Origin of the sequence: Corynebacterium argentoratense DSM 44202 (assembly GCF_000590555.1) — a bacterium.
GTDB lineage: Bacteria > Actinomycetota > Actinomycetes > Mycobacteriales > Mycobacteriaceae > Corynebacterium > Corynebacterium argentoratense.
Window position 1 is genome coordinate 547,261 of sequence record NC_022198.1, and the last position, 17,574, is coordinate 564,834.

General features: G+C 59.3%; 21 protein-coding genes. 13 read left to right on the forward strand and 8 right to left on the reverse strand.

The window, feature by feature from the left end:
* Positions 1-215: 215 nt before the first annotated feature.
* From rpsR to rpmB, 4 genes are read right to left on the reverse strand one after another with little or no spacing between them, the layout of a single operon-like run.
* Positions 216-464, reverse strand: coding sequence for a 30S ribosomal protein S18 (gene rpsR / locus CARG_RS02725; RefSeq protein ID WP_020975862.1), 249 nt, complete (start codon positions 462-464; stop codon positions 216-218).
* Positions 465-475: 11 nt separating this feature from the next.
* Positions 476-781: a 30S ribosomal protein S14 gene (gene rpsN, locus CARG_RS02730; RefSeq protein ID WP_020975863.1), complete on the reverse strand. Its 306-nt coding sequence runs from the start codon at positions 779-781 to the stop codon at positions 476-478.
* A gap of 3 nt (positions 782-784) precedes the next feature.
* Complete coding sequence (gene rpmG, locus CARG_RS02735; protein ID WP_020975864.1) at positions 785-949, reverse strand: 50S ribosomal protein L33; 165 nt, start codon at positions 947-949, stop codon at positions 785-787.
* Between the two features lie 3 nt (positions 950-952).
* Positions 953-1,189 (reverse strand): 50S ribosomal protein L28, encoded by a 237-nt coding sequence (gene rpmB, locus CARG_RS02740; protein ID WP_020975865.1) that lies wholly within the window; start codon positions 1,187-1,189, stop codon positions 953-955.
* A 563-nt stretch (positions 1,190-1,752) separates the two neighbouring features.
* On the opposite strand from rpmB, the gene CARG_RS02745 reads away from it, so the two are divergent.
* From CARG_RS02745 to CARG_RS02770, 6 genes are all read left to right on the forward strand, one after another.
* Positions 1,753-2,019 carry a type B 50S ribosomal protein L31 gene (locus CARG_RS02745; protein ID WP_020975866.1) on the forward strand — a complete coding sequence of 89 codons (267 nt, stop codon included), beginning with the start codon at positions 1,753-1,755 and terminating at the stop codon, positions 2,017-2,019.
* Between the two features lie 15 nt (positions 2,020-2,034).
* Entirely contained in the window at positions 2,035-2,208 is a 174-nt protein-coding gene (gene rpmF / locus CARG_RS02750) for a 50S ribosomal protein L32 (protein ID WP_020975867.1), read from the forward strand.
* Between the two features lie 226 nt (positions 2,209-2,434).
* The gene (locus CARG_RS02755) at positions 2,435-3,154 is read left to right on the forward strand and encodes a response regulator transcription factor (protein WP_020975868.1); all 720 of its coding nucleotides are present in this window, start codon (positions 2,435-2,437) and stop codon (positions 3,152-3,154) included.
* Between the two features lie 48 nt (positions 3,155-3,202).
* Positions 3,203-4,654, forward strand: a complete 1,452-nt coding sequence (locus tag CARG_RS02760) for a sensor histidine kinase (protein WP_052331892.1) — start codon at positions 3,203-3,205, stop codon at positions 4,652-4,654.
* Positions 4,655-4,750: 96 nt separating this feature from the next.
* Complete coding sequence (locus CARG_RS02765; protein WP_020975870.1) at positions 4,751-6,217, forward strand: S1C family serine protease; 1,467 nt, start codon at positions 4,751-4,753, stop codon at positions 6,215-6,217.
* Between the two features lie 106 nt (positions 6,218-6,323).
* Positions 6,324-6,896, forward strand: a complete 573-nt coding sequence (locus CARG_RS02770; protein ID WP_020975871.1) for a MogA/MoaB family molybdenum cofactor biosynthesis protein — start codon at positions 6,324-6,326, stop codon at positions 6,894-6,896.
* Between the two features lie 340 nt (positions 6,897-7,236).
* Here the strand turns inward: CARG_RS02770 and mscL are convergent, their stop codons facing one another.
* The 3 genes from mscL to CARG_RS09570 all read right to left on the reverse strand — a co-directional run bounded on the left by mscL (position 7,237) and on the right by CARG_RS09570 (position 9,185).
* A complete protein-coding gene (gene mscL, locus CARG_RS02775; protein ID WP_020975872.1) occupies positions 7,237-7,635 on the reverse strand; it encodes a large conductance mechanosensitive channel protein MscL in 399 nt (132 codons plus the stop codon).
* Positions 7,636-7,762: 127 nt separating this feature from the next.
* Positions 7,763-8,467, reverse strand: a complete 705-nt coding sequence (locus tag CARG_RS02780; protein ID WP_020975873.1) for an SAF domain-containing protein — start codon at positions 8,465-8,467, stop codon at positions 7,763-7,765.
* Between the two features lie 13 nt (positions 8,468-8,480).
* On the reverse strand, positions 8,481-9,185 hold the full coding sequence (locus CARG_RS09570) for a 5-formyltetrahydrofolate cyclo-ligase (RefSeq protein ID WP_020975874.1): 705 nt from the start codon (positions 9,183-9,185) through the stop codon (positions 8,481-8,483).
* Between the two features lie 68 nt (positions 9,186-9,253).
* Here CARG_RS09570 and CARG_RS02790 point away from each other — a divergent pair, with 68 nt between their 5' ends.
* The 6 genes from CARG_RS02790 (at position 9,254) to CARG_RS02815 (ending at position 14,876) form a co-directional block, all read left to right on the forward strand.
* Positions 9,254-10,174, forward strand: a complete 921-nt coding sequence (locus tag CARG_RS02790; protein ID WP_041746922.1) for a UTP--glucose-1-phosphate uridylyltransferase — start codon at positions 9,254-9,256, stop codon at positions 10,172-10,174.
* Between the two features lie 104 nt (positions 10,175-10,278).
* A complete protein-coding gene (gene glp, locus CARG_RS02795) occupies positions 10,279-11,565 on the forward strand; it encodes a molybdotransferase-like divisome protein Glp (protein ID WP_020975876.1) in 1,287 nt (428 codons plus the stop codon).
* 10 nt (positions 11,566-11,575) lie between these two features.
* Positions 11,576-12,313: a GNAT family N-acetyltransferase gene (locus CARG_RS02800; RefSeq protein ID WP_046204514.1), complete on the forward strand. Its 738-nt coding sequence runs from the start codon at positions 11,576-11,578 to the stop codon at positions 12,311-12,313.
* Positions 12,314-12,423: 110 nt separating this feature from the next.
* Positions 12,424-13,764 (forward strand): divisome protein SepX/GlpR, encoded by a 1,341-nt coding sequence (gene sepX / locus CARG_RS02805; protein WP_328285836.1) that lies wholly within the window; start codon positions 12,424-12,426, stop codon positions 13,762-13,764.
* A 39-nt stretch (positions 13,765-13,803) separates the two neighbouring features.
* Positions 13,804-14,205: a DoxX family protein gene (locus CARG_RS02810; RefSeq protein ID WP_020975879.1), complete on the forward strand. Its 402-nt coding sequence runs from the start codon at positions 13,804-13,806 to the stop codon at positions 14,203-14,205.
* Between the two features lie 8 nt (positions 14,206-14,213).
* A complete protein-coding gene (locus CARG_RS02815) occupies positions 14,214-14,876 on the forward strand; it encodes a zf-HC2 domain-containing protein (RefSeq protein ID WP_144198507.1) in 663 nt (220 codons plus the stop codon).
* Here the strand turns inward: CARG_RS02815 and CARG_RS02820 are convergent.
* On the reverse strand, positions 14,873-16,498 hold the full coding sequence (locus CARG_RS02820) for a dolichyl-phosphate-mannose--protein mannosyltransferase (RefSeq protein WP_046204511.1): 1,626 nt from the start codon (positions 16,496-16,498) through the stop codon (positions 14,873-14,875). The genes CARG_RS02815 and CARG_RS02820 overlap by 4 nt on opposite strands.
* Here CARG_RS02820 and rsmI point away from each other — a divergent pair.
* Entirely contained in the window at positions 16,497-17,393 is an 897-nt protein-coding gene (gene rsmI / locus CARG_RS02825) for a 16S rRNA (cytidine(1402)-2'-O)-methyltransferase (protein ID WP_052331944.1), read from the forward strand. The two genes, CARG_RS02820 and rsmI, sit on opposite strands and share 2 nt — an antisense overlap.
* The last annotated feature ends 181 nt before the right edge of the window (positions 17,394-17,574 follow it).

Consider the following 17,574-nt stretch of genomic DNA (forward strand, 5'->3'; position numbering starts at 1 on the left):
CTTTCGACTGTTTGGAATGCTCATAGACTACCAGTGAGTTTCTACTCTGGTTGGATGAGGTGGGTGCATAAAAAGCTCCCCCCAAGTACATACTCGGGGGGAGCTTTGGTGGCTTGTCGCCGCAGTTCTAGCCTGGGCCCAATGCAAACCATTGGTTCAAGTTAAAGACATGCGGCTAAAGAGCCCGCTGTCATCTTCTAACGTTGACCGTGCCTTTAGCGGCTGGTGAACGGCAGGAGAGCCATTTCGCGTGCGTTCTTCACGGCAGTAGCAACCTGACGCTGCTGCTGCGGGGTGAGGCCGGTGACGCGACGTGAGCGGATCTTACCGCGGTCGGAAATGAACAGACGCAGGGTCTTCAGATCCTTGTAGTCAACCTTCTCAATGCCGTTGGCCTTGAGCGGGTTCTTCTTCGGGCGGCGGGACTGTTCAATCCGCGCCTTCTTGATGTTGGTGCGCTTCATTGTGAAACCCCTTACCAGCTGGACTTACGAACGCCCGGGAGCTCACCGCGGTGAGCCATCTCGCGGACACGGACACGGGAGAGACCGAACTTGCGGAGGTAGCCGCGGGGACGACCATCGGCAGCGTCGCGGTTGCGAACGCGGACCGGGGAGGCGTCGCGGGGCTGGCGGTTCAGCTCAAACTGTGCGTCCAGGCGCTCTTCGTCGGTGGAGTTCGGGTTCTTGATGATGGCCTTGAGCTCGTTACGGCGCTCCGCATAGCGGGCGACGATTTCCTTGCGCTGCTCGTTCTTGGCGATCTTAGACTTCTTAGCCATGAATTAACGCTCCTCGCGGAATTCGACGTGCTTGCGGACAACCGGATCGTACTTCTTCAAGGTCATACGGTCGGGGTTGTTGCGCTTGTTCTTGCGGGTGACATAGGTGTAACCGGTGCCAGCCGTAGACTTCAGCTTGATGATCGGACGGATGTCATTACGTGCCATCTTTTAGACCTTCTCTCCACGTGCGCGGATCTGAGCAACAACAGCTTCGATGCCGTCGCGGTCAATGACCTTCAGACCCTTGGTGGATACGGTCAAAGTGACCGTACGGCCCAAAGAGGGAACAAAAAACTTACGACGCTGCACGTTGACGTTCCAACGGCGGTTGGTGCGTCGGTGCGAGTGCGAGACGGACTTACCGAAACCCGGCTTGCGTCCCGTGACCTGGCAAATAGCCGACATGGACTTTCTTTCTCCTAGCCGCCCACATCAAAAGACGGCCGCTATGGTGGGCGGCCGAGCCAGCTGACGGGGCGAAAAACGAATAATTCGACAACAGCAAGCGTCAACAATACCGTTTCTAGCCTCGGATGCATAATCGAGGGTGCTGTGCGGTTGCGCGGTGCGCTGTTTGCTGCACTACCTACAGTCGCTAGCCTCGATAGGGCATCAACAGGGCGCATCAACGTGGTGCTCGCACTATATTAAATGGTGCGATATCGGCCGCTGCTTACGTGGGTAACCGGCTCGATTTCGGTTTTTGGGGGTCGACGTTGTAACATGCTCGGGTGCGCCGTACGCGGCGTCTCAGCCATTAAAGACTGCTGTACTGCTATTGGGTACAGTGTCCGCAATGTGCAGACCTCGTTGCCATCTTCTTAGCTAAAGAAGTGGCCTCGTGGCTCTGAGGCCCGGCGCGGCTACTTAAGTTTTAGCGTCAGCGCGCGCCGAACGGCTATACATTATGGCGTTTATGGCCTTGAGCCGTCGTAAACCACTCTTATTTGATCGTTTAAGGGATGAGAATGAAGAAGGATATCCACCCCGACTACCACCCGGTGGTCTTCCAGGATGCGGGTACGGGTCACCAGTTCCTGACCCGTTCCACCGCTAAGTCTGACCGCACCACCCAGTGGGAAGACGGCAACGAGTACCCGCTGATCGTCGTTGACGTCACCAGCGAGTCCCACCCGTTCTGGACCGGTGCTCAGCGTGTCATGGACACCGCTGGTCGTGTCGAGAAGTTCCAGCGTCGCTACGGCAACCGTGCCCGTCGCGCTAAGAAAGCTTAAGGAGGGTAGAAAACAATGGCAGTTCCGAAGCGTCGTATGTCGCGTGCAAACACCCACGCTCGTCGTTCCCAGTGGAAGGCCGACAATGTTGCCCTCCAAGAGGTCACCATCAACGGTCGTTCCCACCTGATCCCCCGCCGCCTGGTCAAGGCCGCGAAGCTGGGTCTGGTTGACGTTGAGCAGTTCTAAGCTCGACTTCTAAACGAATTCCTTAAAGTCCCCCCATGTAGGTCCCTGATCCAGGGCACATGGGGGACTTTTGCGTTAGCTGCACACAACGTGTTTGATTGATTTACACAGTTTGTTTTAACCCCACACCACTATTTCTCCATGGTTGCTGCACGCAGTCCAGATGGCTTTCGTAGCCCATCGGCGACTTCGGTATCGCCCCAATCCTCGAAGGCGGATATTGTATATGAAGGTCCTCGTTGTTGATGATGAACAGGCAGTGCGTGAGTCACTGCGCCGTTCGCTAGCGTTCAACGGCTACAAGGTATCGCTGGCCGGTGATGGCGGCGAAGCACTCGAGGTGATTCGGGCGGAGGAGCCCGACCTAGTCATCCTCGACGTCATGATGCCCAATGTTGACGGATTGGAAACCTGCCGCATTTTGCGCAGCAGCGGTGACGACCGGCCGATTTTGCTCCTGACCGCCCGCGATGGGGTGTCCGATCGCGTAGCCGGTTTGGACGCCGGAGCTGACGACTACTTGCCCAAGCCCTTCGCCCTCGAAGAGCTTCTGGCCCGTGTGCGCTCCCTTCTGCGCCGTGCCGCCAGCATCGACGCCACCAATGCTTTGAACGCGGCAGGTGCAAACAGTAGTGTGCTGTCTTTTGGCGATCTTAAAGTCGATACGGATTCCCGCGAGGTTTATCGCGGCAACCGTCTTATTTCTCTGACCCGCACAGAGTATTCCCTTCTGGAACTGCTCGTGGCTCACCCCAGGAAGGTGCTGTCCCGCGATGAGATCTTGGAAGCGGTGTGGGGCTACGAGTTCCCGACTTCCGGCAACGCCCTCGAGGTGTACATCGGTTATTTGCGGCGCAAGACGGAAGCAGAGGGCGAGCCGCGCTTGATCCACACCGTCCGCGGCGTCGGCTATGTTTTGAAAGAAGACCCCAACGACGCAGCCTAGGGTCTGCTCGTGGGGTGGTGATGTTTTCCCACACGCGGAGGAATGTGCATGCTGAGGCGACCTGTCGAGCGAGAGGACGGGGGCGAAGACATAGTAGACCCCCGAAGCTGGTCACGCCGCGTCTCTCTGCGCTGGCAGCTGTCAGCAATGTTGGCGTCCATGGTGGCACTGTCACTGGGGATGATGATCCTCGTCGCCTATTTGACGCTGTCCGCATCCCTTGCGCACAATGTTGACCAGGATCTCAAAGAGAAGGCGATATCGCTGATTTCCAAGGTGGAATCGAGCGATTTTTCCGACGATCCTGGCCTGCTCATCAGTGAGTTCAAAGAGTACAACCCGGACATTCGCATCGCCTACTTCCCACCGCACTCCTTTTCCGGTATCGGTGACAACATTCCGCTGTCGGAAGAACTTTCCGTGGTCGGCGGAGCAAAAAGTGAAAACATCCGCACAGCCCAAAACGAACGCATCCTGTCGCAACGCTCCCCAGAAGGCGCGACCTTTATTCTGGCTGAGAACATGGAAAGCACCCAGCAGCTGACCTCTTCCCTAGGATTCGCCCTATTGTTTGTTGGTGGCGTTGGCATTTTCGTGTCCGTCATGGCTGGTGCAGTAGCCGCACAAGCCGGTCTGCGCCCCATCAGCCGCCTGCAAAGCGCTGTTGATTACGTCGCGACGACCGACGACTTGCGCCCCATTCAGGTCTATGGAGATGACGAAATTGCGCAACTGACTCGCAGTTTCAACTTAATGCTCGCGGCTTTGCAGAACTCCCGCGACCGTCAGACGGCCCTTGTTGCCGACGCAGGTCACGAACTCAAGACGCCTCTGACCTCTCTGCGAACTAATATCGAACTGCTCATGCTGATTACAAAATCGCCCAACGCATCGGTCAGTGAGCAGGACCGCGAAGATCTTGAGCGCGACGTCATTGCTCAGATGGAGGAATTAGCGTCACTGGTTAACGATCTGGTCGACCTCGCCAGGGAAGAATCCAACGAGCACTCAGCAGAACCCGTGGACCTCAGTGAAGTCATTGACGGGGCACTAGACCGCGTCCGCCGCCGCCGCGTCGATGTGGATTTCCACGTGTCGACCTTTCCTTGGGAACTACAAGGAGACCCCTTCGCCCTCAACCGTGCCATGGTCAACCTACTCGACAACGCTGCGAAATGGTCGCCGGCCAATGGGATCGTCGAAGTAACCATGAACCGCACACCGTGGGGCGGCTGCGAGTTGCTCATCGGCGACTCCGGCCCAGGAATCCCTCTGGCAGAACGACACAAAGTATTTGAACGCTTCTACCGGGCTATCGAATCCCGAAGCATGCCGGGTTCTGGCTTGGGGCTGGCGATTGTCAAGCAAGTAATTACCAGGCACGGCGGTACAATCAGCATTGGTGACTCTAGAATGGGCGGAGCGCTCATCCGTATAGGATTCCAACCAGAAAGGCTGCTTGCCGACCGAGACACCCAGCTCGGCGACACCCCCAACTAAACTGCGGGTTACTCCCAGCAAACCCCCAGCAACATTAGATAAATATCGGATCTCCACCCGAGAACCATCACAGCAGACAGCGTGAGGATAGAAGTCATGAACAACAAACCTGAAGACTTCCGAGGCGTCAACAATCCCTACGGGCAGGCAGTACCCGCCCCGCAGCCGCACGCCTACCCGGGCCAGCCCACCCAACAGTTCGGCCAGGCCCAGCCCGCAGGGCAACAGCCCTACACCCAACCCCAGCCCGAGGCGCACTACCACCCGCAAAGCCAACCTGAGGCTCAGTACAACCCGCAAGGGCAACACTCCGCCTACGGCAGCAACACCGCAGAGCCCACGCGCCAGTACGAACAATTCGAACCCCAGATGGGCGGCAACACTGGAAGCGGCGGTATGCAGACCGACAATCAGGGTGGAGGCTTTGGGGATCAAGGTATGCCCCAAGGGCCAGCAACCGCCGCAGCACCGGAGCCGAAGAAGCGGCGTACCTTGGGCATGCCCGCCGTCCTATCACTGATGCTGGTCTCCGCGGTGGGGGCGGGATCTGCAGTCGGCCTGGGGCTGAGTGCTGCAAACCAACACAATGACAACTCCCATGTTGTGAACGCACTCAACGAACCCGCTGTGCAACGAACCGGAACCACCGAACCTGGTGACGTCGAGCAGGTGGCCGCCAATGTGCTGCCCTCCGTCGTGAGTATCCGCGTATCCAGTCGTAATGCCGTCGAAGAAGGATCGGGCTCGATCATTTCCTCTGATGGCTACGTGCTTACCAACAATCACGTCGTCGGTAGCGCAGCCCAAGGCAGCAACATTCAAGTCACCCTTAACGATGGTTCCACCATGGATGCCGATTTTGTTGCAGGTGACGCCGAAGCCGATATCGCCGTCATCAAAATCCGGGGAGCCAACGACTTGCCCGTCATCAGCTTCGGTGATTCAAGCCAGGTTCGGGTGGGCCAGCAAGTTGTTGCTATCGGTTCGCCCCTGGGCTTGTCTGCCACCGTCACCACCGGTATCGTCAGCGCGCTGAACCGGCCTGTGCGTGCCTCTGGCGGTGACGGTGGAGAATCCTCCCTCATTGACGCCATCCAAACCGACGCGGCCATTAACCCCGGCAACTCCGGTGGCCCCCTGGTCGACATGAATGGCAACCTCATCGGCATGAACTCGGTGATTGCCTCCATGAGCAACGGCCAAGGACAGGCTGGCTCCATCGGTTTGGGCTTCGCGATCCCAGTCAACCAGGTTCGTCGTCTAGCGCAGCAGCTGATCGACAATGGTCGAGTGTCCCAGCCGAAGATCGGCGTGAGCCTTAACCCCAACGATCGTTACCGAGGGGCATTGATCGCCGATGTTGCTAAGGGAAGCCCCGCAGATGAGGCAGGCTTGCGGCCGGGTGAATTAGTTGTCGGCGTCAACGACCGGGTGATTGATAGCAACGATGCGTTGATCGCTGCTATTCGAGGCTTTGAATTCGGTGACACCATCACCCTCAAAGTTCGCACCAGCGACGATCAAAAGCCCCGCGAGGTTCAGGTAACTCTCCCGGCTGAATAGTGGCCACGCAGTCGGTTTCTGGGGGCCTGCTGGGCGCTTGACCGGACGTGCACCCACAAGGCACACTGTAAGGGCACCCAAAACAACGCGAAGGAGTAGAACAGCTGTGACTGGACAGACCGGACACCTCGGCAGCCTTGAAGACATCGTCGAGCCGGACGACAACCTCCTTCGCGAGACCGAAGCGGAAAGCACAATCCCCCCAGTTCGTCGAGCAATCGTCGTGCTGGTTAGCGACTCCGCCATGGATAGTGACGACCGCACAGGCGACCTAGTGACTGAGTTGCTCAGTGAAGACAACTTCGAGGTTGATGGTGTTGTCAGCGTCGCCGCCAAACGATCAACAATCCGTAAGGCCATCGAAACCGCAGTGGTCGGTGGAGCAGACCTGGTGGTCACCATCGGTGGAACCGGGGCAGGCCCCCGCAACAAAACCCCCGACGCTACCCGCGCGGTACTCGACCAGATCCTGCCCGGCATCGCTCAAGCATTGCGGGCCTCAGGTCTGGCGTGTGGAGCTATCGACGCCTGCACCTCCCGCGGTATCGCCGGTGTGTCCGGCTCCACCGTGATCGTCAACCTCGCCCCCTCTCGCGCAGCAATCCGCGATGGCATGGCAACCCTCGGCCCACTTGTGCATCACGTCATTGACCAGCTGCAGCAGTGGACGTGTGACTAATCCACGCCGTGCAATCACCTCGACGACCGGGACGACGTAGGGCAGTACGCCCATCGGATGCCGCCAACATTGATCGAAGTTGGGATCGTGAAGACGCCCTCGAAATAATCTCTGAGGGTGGGCGTAAGGCCCACCCACGAGATTCTGGCGAGCAACCAGCAGCTGATCCGCAGCAGGGGCTGAGTGAAGAGTTCTGGAAAAGCCAGCGTCCGCCCCATTGGGGATAACAAGGGGATAGTAGGGGATTGCAGACAGCAAAAACCCCGGTGGCTGGGCCGTTTTCACGGCAACCACCGGGGTTGAGTCACACACTGGGGGTGAACCCCAGAGAGATCGCTAATTACTGCTTAGCAAGCAGGTCGCGGATCTCGGTGAGCAGCTGGGTCTCGACGGGAACCGGAGCTTCTTCGTCGGTCTTGGTGCCCTGGCGTGCTTCCTGGAGCTCCTTTATCTTGTTCATCGGCAGAACGATGACGAAGTAGACAACGGCAGCGATCAAGATGAAGTCGATAGCAGCGTTGATGACTGCACCGAAGTTAACGAAGGTAGCTTCGTTGCCTTTCTTGATGAAGAAGCCGAGGCCGGGGACATCCCCGGAGCCGAGGGAAGCGATCAGCGGCTGGATGAGGTTCTCGGTGAAAGCGGTCACGATGGCGGTGAATGCGCCACCGATGACGACTGCGACGGCGAGGTCAACAACGTTGCCGCGCATGATGAAATCTTTAAAACCCTTAAGCAAGGTGTGCTCCTTGGTGTAGCTGTGTAATTGTCGTGCAGCGCACGTATGGCTGGCACTCTCTGGCCCTGTGTCTAAGTAACCGCCCATAGCTTAACGAAATATTAACGTTTTACCTATAGCAGAAACGCTATCCCTGAGCCCTTGCCCCCGTAATCACCACGGCTAGCGGTGTACCCAGTGAAGCCGTAGCAACGTCACGCGCTTGGTCTGCAGGTAGCGACAACAACACTTTGGGTGAGGAATGCGAGCCACCTTTATCCGAGGACCGATCCACCAAAACTACTCTTCCACCTGCAGCAATAATCTGCGCTGCTTGTCCTTCGTCGGTCGCGATCACGACGTCGACAATGTCACCGGGGTGGAGCAGCTCCGCTAATTCTGGGTGTGCAAGATGTAGGGGTACCAAGTTAAGTAGGCTGTCTTTATTATTTTCTGTGTTTGTTATCACTACAGGGCTGTTCTGTGGGTCCGACAGGACCTTAGAGAAGCTCAACACCTCCCCCCGAGACATGGTGCTGGTGGCGATCATCCCTTCAATATCCGCAATGTTCTCAGGCTCCGGTCGGGCGTCTTCAGGTAGGAACCGTTCGGGTATCGGCGCTGTAGTGAGATCCTCTGCAGTGATCACAGCACCGGCGTCGACCTGGCGGGCAAACACCACGACCGGCTGCACCTGGGTAGTGCGCGCATGAACGAGCGAAGCGATGGCAACCGCGAATAACATCAGTGCCGCAGCTTTGCGCAACAAAGAGGTGCGCCGCCAACCGGGATGGCGCACGTTAGCCAAGAGCGTGGAGGAACGAACGGAACGAGCACGAAAAGAAGAATTCATGCATATATAGACGTCACCTGGCCGCCATGTGGTTCCCACCCAGCCCCGAGGTGAGCACCAGATCGACTGGAGCGTCGTGGGGTTCAGCGAACACCGTATCAACCACCTCGTGATCGTGTACGAGAGCAGCAACCAATGGACGCGCAGATCGGCGCGCAGGTGTTTGAACACCAGTACCCACGCCTGCAGCTCCGAGTGCACGATCATAAAAACCAGCACCACGCCCGAGACGCTCGCCGGTTGCAGTGCAGGCCAACGCTGGAACCACAAAAATATCAATATCGGTGACGTCCACTGTAGGAAGGCACTCGAGCGGCTCCAGCAGGCCGAAAGCCCCCGGCGCAAGATCCTCCATGCGTTCATACACATGCCAGGCCATCAACCGCCCAGGAAGCACCCGCGGCAACACCACCGTCACCTTTACACCGGCCTCCCAAAAAGCTGAACGGAGAGCCTGAACAAACACCCCGGGCTTGGCTGCGCCCGATTCATCCATGCACCAGCCGGGCTCGCCGACATCCGGCGCATACGCGGCAAGCGTCACAACCGGGTCAGTCGATGCCCCGACCCTGCTACACCACTGCGGCACAATCCCCTCAGCGACCCTGCGGGCACAGCGGGTTGCTGCATCGACAGTGTGCGACGCGGCGTCATCACCTAAAACTGCCCTGGTGGCCAGAAGCTTCCGTCGAAGCGCGTCCTTATCCTTCCGCGACATAGTCGGATTCTAACCCCGCCCCGGCCTGGTTAGCGTCCGGGCAGGCCTCGGCGCGCTACCCTTAAGCCATGAATTTGCCAATCCACGAGCACAAGTATGCGGTCAAGACGGTAGTCGTGCCCGCGGCCGGACTAGGCACCCGATTTTTGCCGGCGACGAAAACCGTCCCCAAAGAGCTACTACCCGTGGTTGACACCCCAGGAATCGAACTGATCGCAGAAGAAGCCGCAGCCCTTGGGGCTACGCGACTAGCCATCATCACAGCACCCAAAAAACAAGGCGTGCTTGCACACTTCGACCCCTACGTAGAACTCGAAGAAACGCTGGAACAGCGCGGAAAAACAGAACAGCTCAACAAGGTCCGCCGCGCCCCAGAGCTGATCAGCGCAGTGCCCGTCGTTCAACAACGCCCACTGGGCCTCGGCCACGCGGTGGGGCTAGCAGAAGAGGTACTTGACGAAGACGAAGATGTCGTCGCTGTCATGCTCCCCGACGACCTTGTGCTGCCCATGGGAGTCATGGAAAAAATGGCCGACGTACGCGCCCAATACGGCGGCAGCGTGCTTTGTGCCTTCGACGTGCCACGCGATGAAGTAAGCAACTACGGCGTGTTCGACATTGCCGACACCGACCGAGACGACGTCAAAAAAGTCCTCGGAATGGTGGAAAAACCAGCACCTCAGGACGCACCCTCTACCTTCATCGCCTCCGGACGATACCTACTGGACCGTGCCATTTTTACCGCCATCAAACAGATCGGTGTCGGCACCGGTGGGGAAATTCAACTCACCGACGCCATCCAGTGGCTCATCGACCAAGGACACCCCGTCCACATCGTCGTGCACGAAGGCAAACGCCACGATCTCGGCAACCCTGGCGGCTACATCCGAGCGTGCGTAGAGTTCGGATTGAACCACCCCACCTACGGCCCTGGCTTGCGGCGCTACCTCACAGCGCTACTCCAAGAACAACCAGACGGTGGACTATAGATGCGTCAGGCTCATCCCGGTGCACGTTAACAGTCGTGCTGCCGCGCCACCACAGGGTGCGGACATACCGGGGAGTGTTAGAAGACAAGGAATGAGGTAGGTCAGTGCGCAGCGTCGAAGAGCAGCTCGCTATTGTCACCGCGGCGGCAAGGGCACCCGAGCCCGTGCGTTTGGCGCTGACTGAGTCCCTAGGGCTCATGTGCGCTGAGGAAGTCCAAGCCACACGCCCCCTTCCTGGTTTCCCTCAGGCCGCGATCGACGGCTATGCCGTGCGCGCAGTCGACGTCGGGGGAGAGCGGCCCATCGTTGCCCGGGATCGCGGCCAAGAACAGCCCGCCAAGCCCCGGGCCGTCGAAGGCTTAGGGCCGCTGCCCGTCGTCGGGGAAGTCTCCGCAGGCTCCGGTCAACCGCTCAGGCTTCAGCCCAAACAAGCCGTCCGCGTGCACACGGGCGCACCCCTTCCCGCGTTGGCTGATGCGGTGTTGCCCTTGGAATGGTCGGATCGTGGCACCCGGCGTGTAAAGCCGGTCAAAGTGGTGCGATCTGGGGATTTCGTGCGCCACCCCGGCGACGATATTCGCCCCGGTGATGTTGCGGTGAGCCCCAACTCAATCCTGGGCCCGGCACAGATCGGTTTGCTGGCTGCAGTCGGCAGGTCGAAAGTTCTGGTCTATCCGCGGCCGCGGGTCACCATCATGTCCTTCGGTTCAGAGTTCGTGGACATCGACCGCGAACCAGGCCTGGGCCAGGTGTATGACGTCAACAGTTACGCCCTTGCGGCCGCGGCGAAAGACGCGGGTGCGGATGTGCACCGTGTCGGGATCATCGACGGGGAGCCTCGCCGCCTTGCTGAAATTATTGAGGCTCAATTGTTGCGCAGTGAAGTTCTGGTGATTTCCGGCGCTGTGGGTGGTGCGGGTTCGCGCCGTATCCTCGAGGTGTTGGAGGGACTCGGTCGCATCGACACCACCCGTGTAGCCATGCACCCTGGGTCGGTTCAGGGCTTTGGTTTGCTAGGCGAGGCCGAAATCCCGACCTTCTTGGTGCCCAATAATCCTGTGGCTGCGCTGGTTGCTTTCGAAATTTTTGTGCGCCCCTTGATCGGTGCGGCATTGGGGAAGACGACGTCGCGTCGTCGTACGGTTCGCGCGCGTTCCTTGGGCCATCTGCAGTCGCGGATGGGACGCCGCGGGTTTATTCGCGCACGACTCATGCGGGATGCACAAACCCAGGATTACCTCGTGGAGGGAATGGGCGGTGCTACAGGCGCCCCGGCACACTTGCTTGCTGGTATGGGGCAGGCCAACGCGTTGATCAGGATCCCCGAGCATGTCTCCGAGGTGCGTCCGGGTGATGTAGTTGAGGTGCTGTTTTTAAGTCAAGGGGCTTGATCAGTTCCTGATGTGTGCGTTTGCGTGGAACAGGCTGGGGGATCCAAGTAGGCAACCCCATGCCCAGCACCCGGGCTGGCCAGAGAATACCCCCGCCGTCGTCGTACGTTCCCGCCCAGGGGCGTTGGCCATCTCTGGTGGGCAAGCGCAGGGGATCACAGTGTGTCTGCGGCCCTTGCGCACATCCGACGGCTCGGCCTGGCGCACCATGCGTGTGCGCAATGAGCACCGGCTGCGCCCCGTCGAACCAACGGTTGTTGGCTCGTGGGAGTCCGTCCACAGCAGGGTTGGGTGGTGGCGATTTTTCCTACAGAACCATGAGTCAGCGCAGATGGGGGCCTCTATTCCATTCGTCATTGATGTTGATGGATGTTTTGCCGGCCAGCTGATGATCGGTGGGATCAGCCGTGGCGCACAGTCGGAATGCTGGTTGGGTTACTGGGTGGACGAATCTTTCGCGGGCAGGTCAGTGGCGACTGCCGCGGTGGCCCTGGCGGTCGACCACGCAACCACGCGGCTTCAGTTGAGGCGTGTGACGGCGACGTGCCTGCCCGACAACGAGGCCTCACAGGCGGTGCTACGCGCCAATGGTTTCGTGCAGGAGGGGTTGTTGCGCAAGTATTTACACATCGATGGGGCACCAGAGGACCACCTGTTGTTTTCGCGCCTGGCGGAAGATTTTGCCGATTCCGCCGTGGAGTTTTTGGCCCGCCATGGCCGTGTTGTTGCTGATTACGGCGTGGGATGATCGATCGATGGGGTTGGGTCGATAAGTTTAGGCGCAGTATGTCTGCTTAATACCTGTCCGCGCCTGTGCGGGCGGGTGGTGTTTAGCTAAAGAAAGGTCGGGTGGGCTTGGTGTCCGCAACCCTCGTGATTGGCCTGATTGTAGTAATGTGGCTGTTTGTTTTGGCGCCGTTGTTGCTGCGTTCGCAGAGGCCGATGAGCCGCACCAATGACTCTTTCGAGCAAACTCGTGTGGTCTTCGAGGGGGGTCGTGATGCTCCCCCTCAGCGTGCTCGTTTGGCTCGCGCGCGCCGTGGGGTGGAGACCAATCTTTTGGACGACTACGTCGACAATTATGACGATATTTATGACGCCGCGAAGGTGCAGGCAGCAGGCGAACGCGACGTCATCGATAACGCAGATGATGTGGTCTTGGAAGATTACGAGGAGGGCTTGGCGCGTCCGAATTTTGGTTTCTTTACTGGGCTGTCCTCGAAGCTCGGTTGGGGTTCACGCCGCGCTGAGCAGGTAGAAGCCTCTGTAGATGAGGCAGACGTCGAGCAGACAGAAGCGGACGATCTTGATACCGACTTCGCACCCGTCGACGAGCCGCTTGAGCTGGAAGAACAAGCCGATGCAGACGCCGACGCACAGGTTGAAGCAGACAGTGATGCAGACGCCGAGGCTTGTGAAGACGGGGATGTTGTCGAGCCTGAGATTTTCGACGAGCGAGATCTCGATCTGCGCGATGACAGCGAGGCCATGGCCGACACCATCGTGATCGAAGCCCAAGACATCTACGAGATGGATGATTCTTTCGTCGGCCCGGCTGACATTCTGGACCGCCGCGCAGAACTGGATGATTTCGAGGCCGATGCTCAGGCTGCGGCCGCCCAGGAAACCGGGGCAGATGCTGCGGCCGAGTACGACGCAGTTGATTCAGACGCTTACGCGGCTGACGAGGTCTACGACGATGAGCTCACGCACCTGGATCCGGAGGACCTCGAGTTCGCTGCTCGCCGACGCGGCCGCGGTGGCTTCGATCCAGAGCGGGATGCGCAAATCCGCCAGTCGCACTACCAGCGCCGTCAGCGCACCGTCATGGGTTTGGTGGCGTTCATCGCGGTTGCAACAATCGCCGCGGTTGTGGCTGGCGGCTGGATGTGGGTCGCGCCTGCTGTTGGTGTGGTGGTTCTGTTTTGCTACATGTCTGGTCTCCGCCGGCAGGTTAAGGTCGAAGATCAGTTGCGTGCCCGCCGTATTGCCCACATGAAGCGTGCGCGTTTGGGTGTTCGTACGGTCAGCGATGAGCAGTATGGAGTGCCGGCCCACTTGCGTCGTCGCGGTGGCGTGGTGCTGCAAATTGATGATGACAGCCCGGACTTCGTTGACCTTGAGGTAGTCGATTACACCTTTGATTCCGGTGATGATATTACCGGGGGTCAGTACCGTGAACAGCAGCATGCCGGCTAGGCAGTGGGTGCGTGAGGATGCACGGAGCCGGGTGATCCTATGAATAAACCTGCTGTGCGTGATGGAGCCTTGTTCGTTTTGAGGCTTGTGCTGGGCTTTGTCTTTATTGCCCACGGTTGGCAGATTTTGTTCGCTGATGGTGCCGCTGCGACGGCCCAGATTTTCGCGGCGGCAGGGGTTCCTCAGGCACAGATGTCTGCCTGGGTGGCGGGGGTGTCGCAGCTGGTGGGCGGTTCAATGTTGATTGTCGGGTTGTTGACGACTGCCGTGGCAGGGGCGTTGGCGTTGTTGGTGTTGGCGGCGGCGTATTTTGTGCATTTCGACCATGGGGTGTTTGTCACCAACAATGGGTTTGAGTATGTGTTGGTGTTGATGGCGTCGTTGATGATGATCGTGGTGTTTGGTTCTGGCCGCGCGTCGCTTGATGCGGTGTTGGGGTAGGTTGCGGCGTGCTTGATTGTGCTCGTATGCAGGCGGCATTGTCTGCGCGTCTGGATGGGGAACCTTCGGGCATTGATGATGATGTGCTGGATGCGCACGTGTCGATGTGCGAGCAGTGCCATGCCTTTGTGGAAGGCGCAGCCCGCTTGAATCGCCATTTGGCGGTCAGCATGGTGCCTGAGGTGCCTGTGGATTCTGAGCGTTTGCAGCAGGTTGTTCTTTCGGGTGTTGACGTCGCGGGGGTTGGGCGGCGCGGTGCTGTTCTGCTTGCTTTTGCGCGTGTGGCGTTGGTTGTCGTGGCTGTGGGCTACGTTGCGTGGGCGTTGCGTCTGTTGGGGGATTCGGCCACTTCGGTTGCGGTTGAGCAGGGTATTGCTCGTTTCGTGAGCGATGCTGCTGCGGTGCGTTTGGCGTTGGCCTTTGGTTTGGTGTGGTGTGCCTGGCGTCCGCGTGCTGTGGGGTCGGTGTTGCCGGTGTTCGGGGCGTTGTTTATGTTCAGTTCGGGTTTCGCGGCCAGGGACGTGATGGTGGGGCAGGCGTCGTCTGGCCAGTTGTGGGGGTTGGTGATGTTGTGTGCGTCTGTTGTAGTGATGGTTGTTGTGTGGCTGTCTGATCGCGGGTGGGCTGAGATTGTACGCACCTGGAAGTCTTTGCAGTCCAGCCCTGCTTAGCGCCAGCTGGGTAGCCATAGCATGGACTGGTAGTACCACTCGGGCACGGTGATGCCGTAGAGCAAGGGGGAGAAGAAGAGGAACGCGGCGACGACGAGTGCTAGGTAGCCTTGGGCGATTCTGCGTTTCAGTGCGCTGTCGCTGGTGATCAGTTGACTGGTGATGATGGCGATGATGATGATGCTAAAAGGCACCAGTACGGTTGCGTAGAAGAAGTACATTTGCCGGTCGGATTCCAGCATCCATGGCAGCCAGCCGGCGAGAAAAAGTCCCAGGGGTAGCCAGTAGTGGTTTTCGCGGCGTGCGATTGCGGCCCACAGTGCCCAGAGTAGGACGGGGACGGTGACCCACCAGATCGGTGGTGTGCCGAAGAGGTAGACGACGCGGGAGCAGCTGGTGGTGCCGAGGCAGCTCAGGTCGTGTGTGGAAGAGTACAGGATGGGGCGGGTGGCGGCTAGCCATTGCCAGGGCTTGGATTCCCACGGGTGTTGGTGGCCGGAGCTGTTGGTCAGGGTGGTGTGGAAGCGCAGCACGCTGACGTGGTAGTACAGCCAGTTGGATATGCCGGTGGGAAGTAGGTCGTAGAGTCCGCCGGTTGCGCCGTTGCTTTGTTCTGCGTGCCGGTAGACGCCGGTTTCGGAGGCGAACCAGGCGCGCCAGCTCCAGGCGTAGATGGCGATGGGCAAGATGACGAGGCTTGCGAAGGCGCTGGGTGCGTCGCGTAGGAGGGCGCCGGGCAGTGGGGCGCGGATGCCCGCGCGGCGTCGTAACCAGTAGTCGGCACCGACGCTGATCAGTCCGAAGAAGGCGATGTAGTACAGCCCGGACCATTTCACCGACAGTGCGAGTCCCAGGCAGAGGCCCGTGGTGAAGCGCCACCATCGGAACCCTAGGCGTGGTCCAAGGATTCCCCATTGGAGGCTTGAGGGGTAGCCGGGTTGGTAGGGCACGGTGGTGCCGGCGATGGTCGTTTCTAGTCGGGTGGTGACGTCGCGTCGGTCAAGCACCCAGGCCCATGCGGCAAGGATGACAAACAGGGTTTGGAAGATGTCGAGCATCCCGTAGCGGGAGATCACCAGTAGCACTCCGTCGAAGACGGCGAGTAGACCGGCGATGGTCATCACCAGGGTGGAGCGAGTGAGGCTTCGTGTGAGTCCCATGATCGCGAGAACCACGAGGATTCCGACAAGTGCTGCGCTGATCCGCCAGCCCATGGGGGTGTATCCGAACAGGGTGTTGCCCCAGGCCATGATTTGTTTGGCAAGGGGCGGGTGGACGACCAGCCCGTAGCCGGGGTTGGATTCGATGCCGCCGGTAAGCGGGTTGGTGGCGGATACTGCGATGTCGAAGGCTTGGGGCGCGTAGTGTTTTTCGTCGAAGATGGGGGTACCGTCGCCGGTGATTGCGGTGAGCCCGATGAGTCGGGTGATGGCGGCGAGTGCGGTGATTGTTGCCAGGCTGATCCAGTCGGCGCGGGTCCATTGTGGGGAGCTTGTGGCGCCCGCCTGGCTGGCGCCGGTGGGGGCCTGTTGGGGTTGTTTGGTGAGTTCTGCTCCGCGATTCACGGCTTTTAGTCTAGGGGATGTGAGCGGGTATCGTCGGTGCCTTATGCTGGTGGGCATGATCTCTGACGATGCGCCTGCTGCTGCGACCTTGGAAGATGGCTATGTGTTGGGGGTTGTTGTTGCCGGTACTCCTTTGGGTAATGCCGGTGATGCGAGCCCTCGGTTGCAGCGGGCTTTGGCCGTGGCGGATGTGATTGCGGCGGAGGACACGCGGCGCACGCGTGCTCTGTGTGATGCTTTGGGTGTGGTTCCGCGGGGCAAGATCGTGAGCAATTTCGACCATAATGAGGCCTCACGCGTGGAGGGGTTGTTGGAGGTTGCTCGTTCGGGGATGGTGTTGGTGGTTTCTGATGCGGGCATGCCTGTTGTTAGCGACCCGGGTTTCCCTTTGGTGGAGGCCGCCCATGATGCGGGGATTCGTGTGTCTTCGGTTCCGGGGCCTTCGGCTGTGACGACGGCGTTGGCGTTGTGTGGGCTGCGTGTGGGGCATTTTGCTTTTGATGGTTTCGCGCCTCGGAAGCCTGGGGCGCGGCGGGCGTGGTTGGAGTCTTTGCGTGGTGAGCGTCGGGCTGTGTGTTTTTTTGAGTCCCCTCATCGGATTGCTTCGACGCTTGATGACGCTGCGTCGGTGTTGGGGGAGCAGCGTCGGGTTGCGGTGTGTCGCGAGCTGACGAAGGCGTTTGAAGAAGTCAAGCGGGGCAGCTTGGGCGAGGTTGCTGCGTGGGCGCAGGGGGGTGTGCGCGGTGAGATCACTGTGGTGTTGGAGGGGGCTGCTGCGTCTGCTCAGCCGGTGGGGGAGGACGAGTTGGCGGCCTGTGTGGAAGAGGTTGAGCGTTTGGTTGCTTCGGGGGAGCGTTTGAAGTCGGCATGTGCCTGGGTGGCGGAGCGCGTGGGTGGTGTGTCGAAGAAGCAGTTGTATGAGGCCGTGTTGTTGGCGCGTTCCGAGGGGTAGTTTCTGATGGGGAGCGCCGTGGTGGTGTGTTCTGCGTTACTTTAGTGACCGCATCGTCCGATTGTTATCGTTTCGTGATCTTAGGCCGTCAGGGTGATTGTTAAGTCGTTCTTATTGATTTTCTTAATCGTCGCCACTAGCGGCTATAGGGTTATGTTGCCCAAAAAAGGGAATGTAACAA

Excerpts from the sequence above, each read along its gene's own strand:
- rpmF (WP_020975867.1), top strand. The coding sequence starts at position 2,035 with ATGGCAGTTCCGAAGCGTCGTATGTCGCGTGCAAACACCCACGCTCGT.
- rpsR (WP_020975862.1), bottom strand. The coding sequence starts at position 464 with ATGAAGCGCACCAACATCAAGAAGGCGCGGATTGAACAGTCCCGCCGC.
- CARG_RS02760 (WP_052331892.1), top strand. The coding sequence starts at position 3,203 with ATGCTGAGGCGACCTGTCGAGCGAGAGGACGGGGGCGAAGACATAGTA.
- CARG_RS02800 (WP_046204514.1), top strand. The coding sequence starts at position 11,576 with ATGTGTGCGTTTGCGTGGAACAGGCTGGGGGATCCAAGTAGGCAACCC.
- CARG_RS09570 (WP_020975874.1), bottom strand. The coding sequence starts at position 9,185 with ATGTCGCGGAAGGATAAGGACGCGCTTCGACGGAAGCTTCTGGCCACC.
- rpmG (WP_020975864.1), bottom strand. The coding sequence starts at position 949 with ATGGCACGTAATGACATCCGTCCGATCATCAAGCTGAAGTCTACGGCT.
- CARG_RS02820 (WP_046204511.1), bottom strand. The coding sequence starts at position 16,498 with ATGCCCACCAGCATAAGGCACCGACGATACCCGCTCACATCCCCTAGA.
- rsmI (WP_052331944.1), top strand. The coding sequence starts at position 16,497 with ATGATCTCTGACGATGCGCCTGCTGCTGCGACCTTGGAAGATGGCTAT.
- CARG_RS02765 (WP_020975870.1), top strand. The coding sequence starts at position 4,751 with ATGAACAACAAACCTGAAGACTTCCGAGGCGTCAACAATCCCTACGGG.
- CARG_RS02755 (WP_020975868.1), top strand. The coding sequence starts at position 2,435 with ATGAAGGTCCTCGTTGTTGATGATGAACAGGCAGTGCGTGAGTCACTG.
- rpsN (WP_020975863.1), bottom strand. The coding sequence starts at position 781 with ATGGCTAAGAAGTCTAAGATCGCCAAGAACGAGCAGCGCAAGGAAATC.
- rpmB (WP_020975865.1), bottom strand. The coding sequence starts at position 1,189 with ATGTCGGCTATTTGCCAGGTCACGGGACGCAAGCCGGGTTTCGGTAAG.
- CARG_RS02745 (WP_020975866.1), top strand. The coding sequence starts at position 1,753 with ATGAAGAAGGATATCCACCCCGACTACCACCCGGTGGTCTTCCAGGAT.
- CARG_RS02810 (WP_020975879.1), top strand. The coding sequence starts at position 13,804 with ATGAATAAACCTGCTGTGCGTGATGGAGCCTTGTTCGTTTTGAGGCTT.
- CARG_RS02790 (WP_041746922.1), top strand. The coding sequence starts at position 9,254 with ATGAATTTGCCAATCCACGAGCACAAGTATGCGGTCAAGACGGTAGTC.
- CARG_RS02780 (WP_020975873.1), bottom strand. The coding sequence starts at position 8,467 with ATGAATTCTTCTTTTCGTGCTCGTTCCGTTCGTTCCTCCACGCTCTTG.